Annotated in this window: 12 protein-coding genes and 1 pseudogene; 1 reads left to right on the top strand and 12 read right to left on the bottom strand. The window is 47.5% G+C overall.

Annotation, left to right across the window (positions count from 1 at the left end; all coding sequences use genetic code 11):
* From QZ331_RS13170 to QZ331_RS13220, 11 genes and pseudogenes are all read right to left on the bottom strand, one after another.
* The coding region (locus QZ331_RS13170) for a DUF1015 domain-containing protein (protein ID WP_294631041.1) at positions 1 to 546 on the bottom strand (546 nt) is incomplete at its 3' end.
* Between the two features lie 13 nt (positions 547 to 559).
* Positions 560 to 1,480 (bottom strand): NAD(P)-dependent oxidoreductase, encoded by a 921-nt coding sequence (locus tag QZ331_RS13175; RefSeq protein ID WP_294631043.1) that lies wholly within the window; start codon positions 1,478 to 1,480, stop codon positions 560 to 562.
* A 20-nt stretch (positions 1,481 to 1,500) separates the two neighbouring features.
* A complete protein-coding gene (gene serC / locus QZ331_RS13180; protein ID WP_294631045.1) occupies positions 1,501 to 2,571 on the bottom strand; it encodes a 3-phosphoserine/phosphohydroxythreonine transaminase in 1,071 nt (356 codons plus the stop codon).
* 350 nt (positions 2,572 to 2,921) lie between these two features.
* On the bottom strand, positions 2,922 to 4,256 hold the full coding sequence (locus QZ331_RS13185; RefSeq protein ID WP_294631047.1) for a DEAD/DEAH box helicase: 1,335 nt from the start codon (positions 4,254 to 4,256) through the stop codon (positions 2,922 to 2,924).
* Positions 4,257 to 4,382: 126 nt separating this feature from the next.
* Positions 4,383 to 5,657: an NADH:ubiquinone reductase (Na(+)-transporting) subunit F gene (gene nqrF / locus QZ331_RS13190; RefSeq protein ID WP_294631049.1), complete on the bottom strand. Its 1,275-nt coding sequence runs from the start codon at positions 5,655 to 5,657 to the stop codon at positions 4,383 to 4,385.
* Positions 5,658 to 5,675: 18 nt separating this feature from the next.
* Positions 5,676 to 6,302 carry an NADH:ubiquinone reductase (Na(+)-transporting) subunit E gene (nqrE, locus tag QZ331_RS13195; protein WP_294631050.1) on the bottom strand — a complete coding sequence of 209 codons (627 nt, stop codon included), beginning with the start codon at positions 6,300 to 6,302 and terminating at the stop codon, positions 5,676 to 5,678.
* 42 nt (positions 6,303 to 6,344) lie between these two features.
* Positions 6,345 to 6,986, bottom strand: coding sequence for an NADH:ubiquinone reductase (Na(+)-transporting) subunit D (locus QZ331_RS13200; protein ID WP_294631051.1), 642 nt, complete (start codon positions 6,984 to 6,986; stop codon positions 6,345 to 6,347).
* A gap of 18 nt (positions 6,987 to 7,004) precedes the next feature.
* A complete protein-coding gene (locus QZ331_RS13205) occupies positions 7,005 to 7,679 on the bottom strand; it encodes a Na(+)-translocating NADH-quinone reductase subunit C (protein ID WP_294631053.1) in 675 nt (224 codons plus the stop codon).
* A gap of 14 nt (positions 7,680 to 7,693) precedes the next feature.
* Positions 7,694 to 8,866: an NADH:ubiquinone reductase (Na(+)-transporting) subunit B gene (locus QZ331_RS13210; RefSeq protein ID WP_294631055.1), complete on the bottom strand. Its 1,173-nt coding sequence runs from the start codon at positions 8,864 to 8,866 to the stop codon at positions 7,694 to 7,696.
* A gap of 122 nt (positions 8,867 to 8,988) precedes the next feature.
* Positions 8,989 to 10,460, bottom strand: a pseudogene (locus tag QZ331_RS13215) (Na(+)-translocating NADH-quinone reductase subunit A).
* Positions 10,461 to 10,506: 46 nt separating this feature from the next.
* Positions 10,507 to 11,901: a C1 family peptidase gene (locus QZ331_RS13220; protein ID WP_294631059.1), complete on the bottom strand. Its 1,395-nt coding sequence runs from the start codon at positions 11,899 to 11,901 to the stop codon at positions 10,507 to 10,509.
* A 155-nt stretch (positions 11,902 to 12,056) separates the two neighbouring features.
* On the opposite strand from QZ331_RS13220, the gene QZ331_RS13225 reads away from it, so the two are divergent.
* Entirely contained in the window at positions 12,057 to 13,250 is a 1,194-nt protein-coding gene (locus QZ331_RS13225) for a BamA/TamA family outer membrane protein (protein ID WP_294631061.1), read from the top strand.
* A gap of 136 nt (positions 13,251 to 13,386) precedes the next feature.
* On the opposite strand, the gene ettA is transcribed toward QZ331_RS13225, so the two are convergent.
* Complete coding sequence (gene ettA / locus QZ331_RS13230; protein ID WP_294631063.1) at positions 13,387 to 15,078, bottom strand: energy-dependent translational throttle protein EttA; 1,692 nt, start codon at positions 15,076 to 15,078, stop codon at positions 13,387 to 13,389.
* Positions 15,079 to 15,255: the final 177 nt, after the last annotated feature.

Genomic DNA, 15,255 nt, shown 5'->3' on the forward strand with positions numbered 1-15,255 from the left:
ATGGCCGAAGCCGTCGCCCGGGGCGATGAAGTCGTACACGGGCTTTTCGGCCGTATATTTCCGGATGATGGCGTCCAGCTTTTCGTTGTCGGGATAGGCGAAGAATACCGGCTCGATGTTGGCATTGTTCACGCGGACGTGTTTCATGCGGTCTTCCTCCTTGTCGCGGCGGGTAAGCTCGTGCTTCTTGATTACGCCGTTCATGTAATCGGGAACGTATGCGCCTACAACCAGTCCGTACTGCGTCTTCCCGTTCATGGTCTGCGCATAGATATAGTAGTTTTCCTTCGCATCCTGCACCAGCCATCCTTTCTCCTGAAAGGCCTGGAAGTTCTCGGCGGCTTTGGCATAGACCGGCTCGGCGTGCTCGTCGGTGCCTGCGGGAAAGTCTATCTCGGGCTTGATGATGTGGTAAAGGGATTTCTCATTGCCTTCCGCTTCCATGCGGGCTTCTTCCGAGTTCAGGACGTCGTAAGGGCGGGAAGCGACCTGTTCCACCAACTCTTGCGGCGGACGGAGGCCTTTGAAGGGTTTTATTGTTGCCATAATTTCTGTTTTTTTATTGATTCACACGGTATTTTTCGCAGCCGTCTTTCAGGAAACCGACGATTTGACGGGCGGCGGCAATACCTGCATTGATATTGGCTTCGGCGGTCTGCGCGCCCATCTTCTTCGGGGTGGAGAAATAGCGGCCGGCAAACTTCTCTGCAAATTCCGCATGGGCGGCGGGCATGATGTCGGTGAGGTATCTGAAGTCGGAACGTTCTTCCATCAGCTTCATCAGTCCGGCTTCGTCGATTACTTCCTTGCGGGCGGTGTTCACCAGCATGGCTCCTTTGGGCATATCCTTGAGCAGCGCGTAATTGACGGAGTTTTTCGTCTCGGCAGTGGCGGGAATATGCAGGGAGACTACCTGGCAAGTCTTATAGAGTTCTTCGGCCGAACCGAGTGCTTTGACTCCCGCTTCCTCGATGGCTTCTTTCGGGCAGAAGGCGTCGTATGCATATACTTCCATTCCGAAGCCTTTGGCGATGCGTGCCACATTGCGGCCTACGTTTCCAAAAGCGTGGATACCAAGTTTCTTGCCCATCAGCTCCGTACCGGAAGTGCCGTTGTAGAAATTGCGGACGGCATAAACCATCATACCGAAAGCCAGTTCGGCAACCGCGTTGGAGTTCTGTCCCGGAGTGTTCATCACGCAGACATTATGGGCAGTGGCGGCAGCGAGGTCTACATTGTCGTATCCCGCACCTGCACGGACTACTATTTTCAGTTCTTTGGCAGCGTCCAATACCTCGGTGTCTACCACGTCGCTGCGGATGATGATGGCTTCGGCGTCTTTCACCGCATCGAGCAACTGGGCTTTCTCTGTATATTTTTCGAGCAGGGCGAGTTCGTATCCTGCCGCCTCTATCTCTTTACGGATACCGTCTACCGCAATTTTGGCAAACGGTTTTTCTGTAGCTACAAGTATTTTCATAATCTGTGACGGGAAACGCATTAGGGATGAAGTTTTTCAAATTCCTGCATACAGTCGACCAACGCCTGCACGCTTTCTTTCGGCATGGCATTGTAGCACGATGCACGGAAACCGCCGACCGAACGATGTCCCTTGATACCTACCATTCCTCGTTCGGTGGCAAATTTCAGGAAGTCGGCTTCGAGTTCTTTGTATTCGGGAGCCATGACGAAACAGATATTCATGCGCGAACGGTCTTCTTCGGCGGCTGTGCCTACAAACATTTTGTTGCGGTCGATTTCCGCATACAGCATATCGGCCTTTTCGATGGCACGGCGTTCCATCTCCTTCACACCTCCCTGTGCCTTAATCCAACGCAGATTCAGCAACGCGGAGTAGATGGGCAACACGGGCGGAGTGTTGAACATGGAGCCTCCGTCGATGTGGGTCTGGTAGTTGAGCATCGAGGGGATGTGACGCGACATCTTGCCTACCGCATCGTTCTTCACGATAACGAACGTGACGCCTGCGGGAGCTAAGTTTTTCTGTGCGCCGCCATAGATGCAGATGTATTTGGAAACGTCGACCGGACGCGAGAATATATCGGACGACATATCGGCAACCACCGGAACGGGAGAGTCGATGTCGCTCTTCAACTCCGTACCGTATATGGTATTGTTGGTCGTGATGTGGAAATAATCGGCATCGGCCGGGACGGTATAGTCTTTGGGGATGTAGCTATAGGTGGCTTCGGCCGAGGAAGCTACTTCCACCACTTCGCCAAATCCTTTGGCTTCTTTCATTGCTTTTTTTGCCCATACGCCGGTGTTGAGGTAAGCGGCTTTCTTCTCGAGGAAGTTATAGGGAACCATACAGAACTCCATACTGGCCCCTCCGCCCAGGAACAATACCGAATAGCCTTCGGGAATATTGAGTAATTCCTTGAACAACGCCACTGCTTCGTCCACCACAGGTTGAAAGTCTTTGGCACGGTGGCTGATTTCCAAAATAGAAAGACCAGAACCGTTGAAATCTAAAATCGCTTTCGCTGTGTCTTCTATCACTTCGCGCGGAAGAATGGAAGGTCCTGCATTGAAATTATGCTTTTTCATTTGAAGTTTGTTTTTGGTTTAACAATTTCGTTATTTTTGTCCTTCGACTTTGCGAATTTACGAATTTATTTCCGGGGTGCAAATCTTTCATTATAAAATCACTGCTTTCATGCGAATTTTCCTTACTTTTTATTGGTTTATACAGGTTTTATGCACCATATTGTTACATACGGATATCAAGCGGCGAAGAGAAGTCAAAAACAGAAAGATGAGAAGGGAAGTTGCTGATAAAATGAAAGGAAAACGAAAAAAAATATATATTTATAAAGTTTATTACGGATTAAAACAGATTGGCACAGATTATTTAATGTGAATATGAATAATCTGTGCCAATCTGTGGTGAGTCCGGCTTATTTCGCTTCCTCGATAATGGTTTTCATTCCTTTGATTTTCTCGCCTTGAATAAGGTTCAAGAGCTGCCTCACCTTTGCCCGGCGAACGGCAACGAATGCATAATGTTCTTTCACGTCAATCGCACCTACGTCCTCGCGCGACAGGTTGCCCTTCTTGTACAGGAATCCGGCAATGTCCATCCGGCTCAGTTTTTCTTTTTTCCCTTTACCTATATATATGGTAGTCCAAACCGACTTCGGCGGACGGGGTGCATTGTCGGGCAGCGTCACCGTTTCCATCGCTTCGGGAATATAGGGGGGAAGTTTCTCTTCTGCATGGAGAATAAGATAGGACGTTCCGGTAGCATCCCAGCGCGCCGTACGTCCGTTGCGATGGGTAAAGGCTTCCTCGTTCACCGGCAAATGATAATGGACAATGTGCCCAACCTCCGGAATATCGAGCCCACGGGCAGCCAAATCGGTAGAAATCAGTACATGGCAACTGCCGTTACGGAATTTGTACAACGCACGTTCGCGCTCCGGCTGCTCCATACCGCCGTGAAAACGTTCGGCAAAGAGTTTCTTCTCTGCCAGTAGCTTCTGCACGCGGTCTACCGCATCCCGGTGATTGCAAAAGACGATGCTCGAACTGCTCCCCAACGTGCAAAGCAGTGTATATAATGTATCAATCTTGTCTTTCGACGGAGAAAGTACTTTCATCAGCGTCAGGCGGGATTCCTGCTTTTCGCACGCGTCGGACAGGAAGTTCAGCTTGACCGTGCGGTTCATTCCTGCGAATTCGGGAATCTCTTCCGCATCGGTAGCCGAGAGCAACATACGCTTTTTCAGCCTCGGAAGCTGCCCGATAATCTCTGCCATTTCATCGTGAAATCCGAACTCCAACGACTTGTCGAACTCGTCGATGATTAGTGTCTCGATGGTTTCGGGGCGGAAGTTTCCTTTCGACAGGTGGTCGGTGATACGCCCTGGAGTACCGATAAGGAGCGCAGGACGATTGCCCGAGATGCTTTTCTTCTCTTCGGCGATAGGGTGACCGCCGTAGCAGCAGCAGGTTTTCCACGAAGTACCCATTGCCTTGAACACGCTATCAATCTGCAGGGCCAACTCGCGCGAAGGGACCAAAATCAGTGCTTGCACCCCTTCTCTATCCGGTTTCAACGCAAGCAGCAAGGGCAAAAGATAGGCCAATGTCTTGCCTGAGCCGGTAGGCGACAGCAGGATAACGTCTTTCCTCCCGGCAGCTTGTTCGAGCGACGCTTGCTGCATCGGGTTCAGCTCTTCAATCTTCAGGTTGCGGAGAGCCGACTGTATAATTTCATTTTTCGCTAACATGGGGACAAAGATACAAAAAAGGGGCGGGAAACCGGAAGAAGCTGATAGGCTTTTCCGATTTCCCGCCCTGTTTTTTAGGTTGTACTCCCCGGTCGTTGTGCCGGCCGGGAACGGACTTCCGGGGAATTATCCGCCGAAGTTATCGAACATCAGGTTCTGAGCCGGTACGCCGAGGTCGTCGAGCATCTTCTCAACGGCTTTCGACATCGGGCCGGGACCGCACATATAGTATTCGATGTCTTCGGGAGCTTCGTGGTTCTTCAAGTAAGTTTCGTAAATTACGTTGTGAACGAAGCCCGGAGTGTACTTCACGCCCGCGGCATCGGCAGCAGGGTCCGGACGGTCGAGTGCCAGATGGAACGAGAAGTTCGGGAAGTCTTTTTCGATTTGCAGGAAGTCTTCGAGGTAGAATACTTCGTTGAGTGCGCGGGCACCGTAGAAGTATGACATCTTACGGTCGGTAGTACGCAACGTCTTCGTCAAGTGCATGATTTGTGCACGCAACGGAGCCATACCGGCACCACCACCAACCCACATCATCTCTCTCTTGGAGTCGAAAATCGGATGGAAGTCTCCGTAAGGACCGCTCATGATTACCTTGTCGCCCGGTTTGAGGGTAAAGATGTAAGAAGAAGCGATACCCGGCATCACGTCCATAAATCCGGGACCCTGGTCTTTCGGCTTGAACGGTGGAGTAGCAATACGCACCGTCAGCATGATACGGTCGCCCTCGGCAGGATAGTTCGCCATTGAGTAGGCACGGATGGTCTCTTCTTCGTTCTTACACTTCAAGCCCAGCAGACCGAATTTCTCCCATGCAGGCAGGTATTCGTCGCCAATCAGGCTCTTGTCGATATCCTTATCATAGTCCATCGAGAATTTAGGAATCTTAATCTGTGCGTAAGAACCCGGCACAAAATCCATGTGTTCGCCCTTAGGCAGCGCCACGATAAACTCTTTGATAAACGTAGCCACGTTCTTGTTGGAGATAACTTCGCACTCCCACTCTTTTACGCCGAGTACGGATTCGTCAATCTTGATTGCCATATCACCTTTCACCTTCACCTGGCAGCCCAGACGCCAGTGGTCTTGCTGCTGTTTACGGCTGAAGTGGGGCACTTCGGAAGGAAGGATTTCGCCGCCCCCTTCGAGTACCTGGCATTTGCACTGTCCGCAAGAACCCTTACCACCACAAGCGGATGAGAGGAATACTCCGTTTACAGACAGCGTGTTCAGCAATGTGGAGCCGGAAGCTACTTCCAGTTCCTTGTCACCGTTAATTGTCAGTTTCACGTCTCCTGACGGTACTAAGAATTTCTTGGCAACCAACAGGATAACAACAAGCAACAGAATAACCACCAGGAATACTCCAATGCTCGCTAATATTAAATTCATATCCATTGTTTTATTCCTTTCTTTTTAAATGTTCAAACCTGAGAAACACATAAATGCGATTGCCATCAGACCTACGGTGATGAACGTGATACCCAGACCCTTCAACGGAGCCGGCACGTCGGAGTAGGCCATTTTCTCACGGATAGCTGCCAGACCGACAATGGCCAGCAACCAGCCGATACCCGAACCTAATGCATAGGCAAGAGCATCTGCAATGCCGCCGATGTATTTCGGATCGCTCGGACCGAGGTTGATGCGTTGCTGCATGAACAGAGAAGCACCCATGATGGCACAGTTAACGGCAATCAACGGCAGGAAGATACCTAACGAAGCGTACAGCGACGGGCTGAAACGCTCTACTACCATCTCTACCAACTGCACGATACCGGCAATAACGGCAATGAAAAGAATAAAACTCAAGAAGCTGAGGTCGACGCCTTCAATGATAGCGTTGGAAGCCAGCACCTTAGTCTGCAACAGATAGTTGACCGGCAACGTCACCATCAACACGAAAGTCACGGCGATACCCAGTCCTACGGCAGTCTTCACGTTCTTCGATACAGCCAGGTATGAACACATACCTAAGAAGAAAGCGAATATCATGTTGTCCACAAAGATAGAGCGGACGAATAAACTTAATAAATGTTCCATATCTTCAATTAAGAATTAAGAATGAAGAGTCCTTCATCTTTATTAATTACTTTTTTCCTGCAATTCTTTGTGACGCGCACGCTGATACCAGATGATGCAGGCTACGATAATCAACGCCATCGGCGGCATCAGCATCAGACCGTTGTTCACATATCCCATGTTGCGGATAGGCTCGTAGTTGAGAATGTTGAAACCGAGCACTGTACCCGAACCCAACAGTTCGCGGAAGAATGCAACGATTACCAATATCTTGGCATATCCCAAACCATTGCCGACACCATCCAGGAATGATTCCCACGGGCCGTTCTGCATGGCAAATGCTTCCAGACGTCCCATCAGGATACAATTGGTGATAATCAGACCTACATATACAGAAAGCTGAACACTTACATCGTAAGCAAACGCTTTCAGAATCTCACTGACGATGGTTACCAACGCAGCTACCACCACCAACTGAACGATGATACGGATACGGTTGGGAATGGTCTTGCGCAGCAATGAGATAACCACATTGGCAAACGCCGTGATGACCGTCACCGAAAGTCCCATAACGATAGCAGGCTCCAGTTTTGCGGTAACAGCAAGCGCGGAACAGATACCGAGCACCTGTACGGTCACCGGATTGTCTATCCCCAACGGAGCAGAGAATACTTCTTTATTCTTCTTTGAAAACAATTGTCCCATATTCTTTTCTCCTCCTTATTATTTATTTAAAAAACTCATGTAACTACCTAAGCAAGTTTTCAGCATGGCATCCACACCGACAGAAGTGATTGTACCACCCGAGATACCGTCTACCTGATATGCAGGTTTCTCTACCTTGCCGTTCTTCACAACTCCCAAAGCGACAGCACCGTTTTCCATCGTCTTCTTGCCTACGAATGCATTCTGGAAACGGTCGGTTGCAATTTCAGCACCCAGACCCGGAGTTTCGCTTGCGTGAGAGAAGTAAGTACCGAAAACGGTATCTTTGTCTTCGTTCAGCGCAACGTATCCCCAGATAGCGCCCCAAAGTCCGGCTCCGTAAACAGGAACTACGTACTTCGTCTGGCCTTCTACCTCGCACACGAATACGTGCAGACGTTGTTGTTCTTTGGCTTCTTTTTCGTAGTTGGTAGCAAATTCGCCTGTGTTCTCAGTGAGCGTACCGTCTGCGTTCATCAGCATATCGCCTTTTACATATTTATTATATTCGGCATCCGCATCTGCCACGTTCTTGACGTTCAAGGCAGCAAGAATCTGCTTCTTTGTGTCGAGCTGCACATTCTTGTCTTGTGTAGCTTTCAGTGAAGAACTGACGAAAGCCAGCAGGAATGCTACGATAATAACCATTACCGAAGCATAAATGATAGTATAACTGTTACTATTTGTATTCATTTTCATCCGGTATTTTATAGGTTAGACTTGATAGCGCGTTTTTCGCGGCGGCCGATATTGCCCTGTACCACACAGTAGTCAATCAGCGGAGCGAAGATGTTCATCAGCAGGATGGCAAGCATCATACCTTCGGGATAGCCCGGGTTGAGCACGCGGATGACAATAGCCATCGCACCAATGAGGAATCCGAAGATGTATTTACCTTTTTCCGTACGTGCGGAAGTAACAGGGTCGGTAGCCATAAATACGGCACCGAAGCAGAAACCGCCGAGAACGAGGTGTTCGTACCACGGCATATTTGCCATTGCATTGCTTTCCATACCGATTGAGTTGAATACCCAAGCCATGAAAGCACCACCTACAAATACGGAAATCATTGTCTTCCAACTTGCGATACCTGTCCACAAAAGGATAACAGCACCAATCAGGATGGCAATCACACTGGTCTCACCGATAGAACCGGGGATGAGACCTGTCACCATATCCATGCTGAATGCAGGAGCAGCACCGGTGGTAGCGGCCTCTCCCAACGGAGTAGCAACGGTCAGTCCGTCTACCGATTGTCCCAAACCGAAGATGCTGTTGCCCGATACCCAAACGGCATCACCCGACATCTTGGTCGGATAGGCAAAGAACAGGAATGCACGGGTTATCAACGCTACGTTGAAGATATTCATACCCGTACCGCCGAATACTTCTTTCGCAAAGATTACCGAGAAGGCTGTAGCCACGGCAAGAATCCACAACGGACAGTCTACCGGAACAATCATCGGAATCAAGATACCCGAAACAAGGAATCCTTCCTGTATCTCTTCTTTCTTCCATTGGGCAACGACAAACTCAATACCAAGACCTACTACGTAGGATACGATAATTTTGGGCAGTACTGCCAGGAATCCGTAGATAAACATTTCAAAGAAGCTGCCTGTGGCACCTGTGTGGGTGAAATGCTGGTAACCTACATTGTACATACCGAACAGCAAGGCCGGTATCAACGAAATAACCACAATCGACATGATGCGTTTGCTGTCAATCGCGTCGTGTATATGCGTTCCCGTTTTCGCAGTCGTGTTAGGCACGAACAGGAATGTTTCGAAGCCGTCGAACACCGACTGGAATGCGTGGAATTTGCCGCCCTCTTCAAAGTTCGGCTTTATCTTATCGAGATAATTTCTTAACGCTTTCATTTATTAAATTGAGAATTGAAAATTGAGAATTGAGAAACGGCTATGCTGTGTGTCGGCAAAAGCCGGTTTCATAAAATCCCAACTGTCATTTTTTTATTTTTATTCTTTTACTTTTAATTCTCTTATGCCATTTCGGCGCGAAGCATATCGAGTCCGGCACGGACGATGCGTTGCAGTTCCATCTTTGAGGAGCAGACGAATTCGCAGAGGGCGAAGTCTTCGGGTGCCACTTCATAGATGCCGAGCGCTTCCATACGGTCGATGTCACCGGCGATGATGGCTTTAATCAGGAATTCGGGCAAAATGTCCATCGGGAGCACTTTGTCATACTCGCCGGACATAATCATATGGCGTTCGCCGCCTTTGATACGTGCGTCCAGTGTGTATTCTTTCTTTCCCATCAGCCAACTGAAATAGGAACGGTTGATGCTGAACTGGTTGAAACGTGGCATAATCCATCCGAGCATTTCGTGAATGTTGTCTCCCTCGGGAATAACAGTCACCTGGCTGTGGAATGCGCCCAAGAATCCGTTCGGAGATACTTGCTTTCCTGTCAGTACGTTACCGCTGATGTAACGCAGGTCTTTACCTGTCGTCACATTTCCGGCAAATACGTTTGTGAGCAGGGCACCCACTTTGAGCTTGCAGTAAGCGGATTTCACCACTTCGGAACCTGTCACGGCTACCGTACGGGTGAAGTCCACACGGCCTGTATTGAAAAGACGACCGATGAAAATAACTGCCTGCGGGTCGATGGTCCATACTGTTTCGCCTTTGGATATGGGGTCGAGGTGGTTGATTTGCACGCCGACGTTACCTGCGGGGTTGGGACCGTCGAAAGCGGTTACTGTGACGTTCTTTGCCTGAGTCAATGCTGTAGCACTTTGCTTGGTACTAATGCTCAGGTAGGTCTTTGCCATCTTGGCAAGAGCGTCAAGTCCTGTTTGGAAGTTTGCTTCTTCGCCCTTCAGCACAAATTCGAAATCGGGTGCCAGCGGATTGCTGTCGAATGCGGATACGAAGATGCTTTTCGGGAAACCGGACGGGTCTGCGATGATGTCGTAAGGACGTTGTCTGATGAAGGCGAACAGTCCGGCATTCAGCAAAGCTGCTTTCACCGAATTGCCATCCATCACCTTTACATCCATCTTACCAAACTCTTCGTAGTCCTGCTCTGCAGCAGCTTCCACTACAATGTTCAAGACCTTGCGGCGCGCTCCACGCTCTACACTTGTCACTACGCCACTTACGGGCGAAACAAATTTTACTTCAGGATGATACTTGTCAATAAACAAGGGTCCACCAGCCATCACATATTCCTGTTCTTTTACAACTACCTTCGGCGTCACTCCGGGAAAGTCGTCGGGAACGAGTGCGTAAAATCCCGGCTCTTTCACTGTTGTGTACGTCGCTGTAGCTGTACCTTTCAGGTTTATGTCAAGGCCTTTGCGTAACTTTATTACATTTGCCATGTTATAAATAAAAATAATGGTTTCATAAAATTGCCGCAAATTTAATAAATAATAATGTGATTAGAGAGAAAAAAGAAAGGAATTACGGATATTTTTCCGTAATTCCTTTCGTAAACGTGCACATTTCATCTTTCTTTTGTCTTGAAACAAAAGAAAGAACATACACAGTTATTCCGCAAACATCGGGTCCCAAGCAGGCAAACGAACAGGCTTCTGCTTAAGCACCTCCATCACTTTTTCCGTAACATACTTAGTTTCCACCACCAATCGGAACATATATTCATCAAACCATTCATCAGTCATGATAAGATGTCCCTGAAAACCGGAACCGGCACCCCAGCTATTCTCAACCATCCACTTAGTCGGATTACCATTCTTATCGAGGTCTACCGCCATAAGCGTCATAGCATGGCTCGAACCGCTATCGAAACTCTGTATGCGTTGTTTCTTATTCATACCGAAAGTCGTACCCATAAGAGATTCATAGTCGTAGTTTTTAATATCCAACAACCCCCTGTCAGAATTAAGGAACTTACCAACATCGCAAGAGAAGTACATCATAGTACTATCTTTAAGAGAAGCAATTGCCATCTCCTTGATATCCTCGACAGGGAGATTGACATACGTCCAGTTCTTGCCGTCATAGCGGTGGCGGTCATAGTCTATCTCATAGCATTTATAATAATCGCGGCTTGGGTCATTCATCAGCATGACATAGTTGTCGAGTAAGTTCTCGTCACCATATTTCTTCATGAAAGAAAGCGGAGTATAAGTTTCGGTAGATACAGGTTTGCCTTGAGCATTGTATTCCGTCCAAGTAAACTCAGTGGGAGGAACACCCAAGTTCAACACCAGCATACGATAGATAATACCAAGCATTTCAGTTTTCGTTTTCTCAAGCGTTGCCGGTTTCGTACCTTTGGCGATAAGGTCGCGGAGTTGCAGACCTTGTTCACGAAGTTTCAAAGTAATCAGACTCGCCATACGCGAAGTTTTCTCGCTGCTGTGCGTTTCGGGCATCACATCCTTAGGAACGAGCCCATACTTGCTTACGATGTCGGCCACACCGGTGAAAGTCCCACCGTCGCTCAAAGGATGACGGAAAAGCCATTCCACCATTTTATCATCCATCGGCTTGCTGCCGGTGTCGATGATACCTTGCAGGAAAAGATTCGCCTTTTCCAGTTGGTCGAAAAAGAAAGGATAAGTTTGCGAAAATTCAAAAGCCCCGAGATTATGGCGGGCAATCGCCTTAGCGCGCATCACATTCAGACCGGTAAAGAGCCAGCAACGACCGGAAGATTTCTGGTCGGTAATCCCTTTGGAATTCACTCTGATGGAGAAATGTGTATCCATCCCCTTCAAATTGTCTTGGTTGAGAGCCAATGTACGGATGTCACTGCTGCCGATAGCGTTGCGTATGGCCTTGTCTTGCGGAGTGTTTTGATAACTTTGCTTGATTTGTAGCATCATGTCGTCGCTAATGCCGCCTTTAGCATTTTGAGCCTGCGCAGAATAATAAAAAGCACAGAAAACAAAAACTGATAAAATTCGTTTATTCATTACGTATAAATAGTTTATTAATCAATCACACCTCAATGTATGATATATAGTGAAATGCAAATTTACGATTCTTTTTTAGAATTATTATCTAAGAGTATCAAAACTAATTGAAATAAAAGAGTTTTCTTTGCAGTCGAATCCCTCAGAAAGAAATTATGAAGAAATTTATATCAGGTATCTTGCTGGCCTTCATATCTATCCATATGATGTCGGCTACGGTCGACATTCCGGCAGATACCACCTCTACCCTCTCCAAACGGGAGTTACACCGTCAGCGCGTGGCGAAACGAAATCTACACTATAATATATTAGGTGGTCCCAGCTATACGCCGGACTTCGGACTACTGGTGGGCGGAAGCGCATTGATGACCTTCCGGATGAATCCGAGCGACACCACTCAGCGCCGTTCGGTAATCCCGATGTCTATCGCACTGATGTTCAAAGGCGGATTGAATGTAATGGCAAAGCCGCAATTATTCTTTAAAGGCGACCGTTTCCGCATTTTCGGAACATTCGCCTATAAAAACACGATTGAGAATTTCTATGGCATCGGATACAGCACCAATAAAAACTATCCCCGTGGGGAAGACACCAGCGAATACCGTTATAGTGGCATCCAAGTAAATCCCTGGTTCCTATTCCGTTTGGGCAAGAGTGATTTCTTCGCAGGCCCTCAGGTAGATTTGAACTACGATAAAATCACCAAACCGGCAGAAGGAATGGTATATCAGCCGGCTTATATCGCGGCAGGCGGAACGGAGCACGGATATAAGAATTTCAGTTCGGGACTCGGCTTCCTTCTGACATATGACACACGTGATATTCCCGCCAATGCTTATCGGGGAATATACTTCGATTTCCGTGGCATGATGTACGGCAAAGCATTCGGGAGCGATAACAATTTCTACCGTTTGGAGTTTGACTACCGCCAATACAAATCGGTAGGTAAACGAAAAGTAATCGCCTGGACAGTACAGACCAAAAACGTATTTGGTGATGTACCGTTGACAAAATACGCGCTTAGCGGAACGCCGTTCGACCTTCGCGGATATTACATGGGACAGTTTCGTGACAAATCATCACATATAATAATAGGCGAATACCGGCAGATGATAAATACGGACAAAAGTACATGGGTGAAAAAGATGTTGAGCTACATAGGGTATGTCGCCTGGGGTGGATGTGGATTTATGGGACCTACTCCGGACAAGATAGAAGGTGTGCTTCCCAATCTCGGCGTGGGCTTGCGCATCGAAGTACAACCTCGCATGAATATACGTCTCGATATCGGAAGAGATATGGTAAACAAACAAAACCTGTTCTATTTCAACATGACGGAAGCGTTCTGATATAAGTTTACCGCAAACAATATAAGAAAAAGACATATCTGACTGACAAGATAAAATGAATCCTATTATTTGCACAAGCATATGGCAAGAGCAAATAATAGGATTTTTTCGTGAAGTAATTTATAAATTATCCGAATTAGTCAGTCATCAGTTTTCTGTAACGAACGCGTTTCGGTTCTTCATTTCCCAAACGTTTCAGTTTATTTTCTTCATATTCTGAATAAGAGCCTTCAAAATAAAAGACATTGGAATCTCCTTCGAAAGCCAGGATATGCGTACAGATACGGTCAAGGAACCAACGGTCGTGGGAAATAACGACTGCGCAACCGGCAAAATCTTCCAGACCTTCTTCCAGTGCACGCAATGTATTCACGTCGATATCATTGGTCGGCTCATCGAGCAACAGCACATTCCCTTCCTCTTTCAAAGCCATCGCCAAGTGCAAACGGTTTCTTTCACCACCGGAAAGGACTCCGCAGAGTTTCTCTTGGTCACTACCGGAGAAATTAAAACGGGAAAGGTAAGCACGGGCATTCACATCACGGCCACCCATACGAATCAATTCATTACCGCCGGAGATAACCTGATAAACGCTCTTGTTGGGGTCAATATCGCGGTGTTGCTGGTCTACATAGGCCACCTTCACCGTCTCTCCTACCTCAAATTCGCCTTTATCTACCGATTCCAACCCCATAATCAGGCGGAACAAGGTAGTTTTTCCCGCACCGTTAGGACCGATTACTCCTACAATACCGTTGGGCGGAAGCATGAAATTCAAGTCGTCAAAAAGAAGTTTGTCGCCGTAGGCTTTAGCCACAGATTTGGCTTCAATCACTTTATTACCCAAACGAGGACCATTCGGAATAAATATTTCGAGTTTCTCCTCTTTCTCCTTCACGTCTTCATTCAGCAATTTGTCATACGAATTAAGACGTGCTTTTCCCTTCGCCTGACGGGCTTTTGGAGCCATACGCACCCACTCCAACTCACGTTCCAATGTTTTACGACGTTTGCTGGCCGTTTTCTCTTCCATCTCCATACGCTTGGTTTTCTGTTCCAGCCAAGAGGAGTAATTGCCCTTCCACGGAATACCTTCTCCCCGATCGAGCTCAAGAATCCATCCGGCAACGTGGTCAAGGAAATAACGGTCGTGGGTTACAGCAATAACCGTTCCTTCATATTGCTGCAAGTGTTGTTCCAGCCAGTCGATAGATTCTGCATCCAAGTGGTTGGTAGGTTCGTCAAGCAATAGAATATCAGGTTTCTGCAACAGCAGACGGCAAAGAGCCACACGACGACGCTCACCCCCCGAAAGATTTACAACCGGCTGGTCTTCCGGCGGACAACGAAGGGCATCCATTGCCCGTTCCAATTTACTGTCAAGGTTCCATGCATCTGTTGCGTCAATAATATCCTGCAATTCACCTTGACGGGTAAAGAGAGCATCCATCTTATCTTGGTCTTCATAATACTCCGGCAAACCGAATTTCTGATTGATTTCTTCGTATTCCGTAAGTGCGTCAACAATAGGTTGCACACCTTCCATCACTACTTCCTTTACCGTTTTTGTGTCGTCCAGATAAGGTTCCTGTGCCAAGTAACCCACCGAATATCCGGGAGAGAATACAACTTCCCCCTGATAAGATTTCTCCAAACCTGCAATAATCTTCAATAAAGTAGACTTACCGGAACCGTTCAAACCGATAATTCCGATTTTTGCACCATAGAAGAAAGAGAGGTAAATGTCTTTGAGCACATTCTTATTCGGAGTGAACGCTTTACTCACTCCAACCATTGAGAAGATAATTTTTTTATCGTCAGTAGCCATATATTAATAATGTATATTGTTGATAATGGCACAAAGATAAGAAAAATGTTTGAAATCTTTTGGAGTTATGAAAAAATGTTCTACCTTTGCACCCGCATTCGAAAAGAAAGCACACAAGGATTGATTCGCTAGCTCAGCAGGTAGAGCACAACACTTTTAATGTTGGGGTCCTGGGTT

This window comes from uncultured Bacteroides sp., assembly GCF_910586915.1.
Classification (GTDB): Bacteria; Bacteroidota; Bacteroidia; order Bacteroidales; family Bacteroidaceae; genus Bacteroides.

What these genes read in the sequence shown, in the direction of transcription:
- QZ331_RS13175 (WP_294631043.1), bottom strand. Translation starts at nt 1,480, where the DNA reads ATGAAAATACTTGTAGCTACAGAAAAACCGTTTGCCAAAATTGCGGTA.
- QZ331_RS13225 (WP_294631061.1), top strand. Translation starts at nt 12,057, where the DNA reads ATGAAGAAATTTATATCAGGTATCTTGCTGGCCTTCATATCTATCCAT.
- QZ331_RS13220 (WP_294631059.1), bottom strand. Translation starts at nt 11,901, where the DNA reads ATGAATAAACGAATTTTATCAGTTTTTGTTTTCTGTGCTTTTTATTAT.
- QZ331_RS13200 (WP_294631051.1), bottom strand. Translation starts at nt 6,986, where the DNA reads ATGGGACAATTGTTTTCAAAGAAGAATAAAGAAGTATTCTCTGCTCCG.
- ettA (WP_294631063.1), bottom strand. Translation starts at nt 15,078, where the DNA reads ATGGCTACTGACGATAAAAAAATTATCTTCTCAATGGTTGGAGTGAGT.
- QZ331_RS13185 (WP_294631047.1), bottom strand. Translation starts at nt 4,256, where the DNA reads ATGTTAGCGAAAAATGAAATTATACAGTCGGCTCTCCGCAACCTGAAG.
- serC (WP_294631045.1), bottom strand. Translation starts at nt 2,571, where the DNA reads ATGAAAAAGCATAATTTCAATGCAGGACCTTCCATTCTTCCGCGCGAA.
- nqrF (WP_294631049.1), bottom strand. Translation starts at nt 5,657, where the DNA reads ATGGATATGAATTTAATATTAGCGAGCATTGGAGTATTCCTGGTGGTT.
- nqrE (WP_294631050.1), bottom strand. Translation starts at nt 6,302, where the DNA reads ATGGAACATTTATTAAGTTTATTCGTCCGCTCTATCTTTGTGGACAAC.
- QZ331_RS13210 (WP_294631055.1), bottom strand. Translation starts at nt 8,866, where the DNA reads ATGAAAGCGTTAAGAAATTATCTCGATAAGATAAAGCCGAACTTTGAA.
- QZ331_RS13205 (WP_294631053.1), bottom strand. Translation starts at nt 7,679, where the DNA reads ATGAATACAAATAGTAACAGTTATACTATCATTTATGCTTCGGTAATG.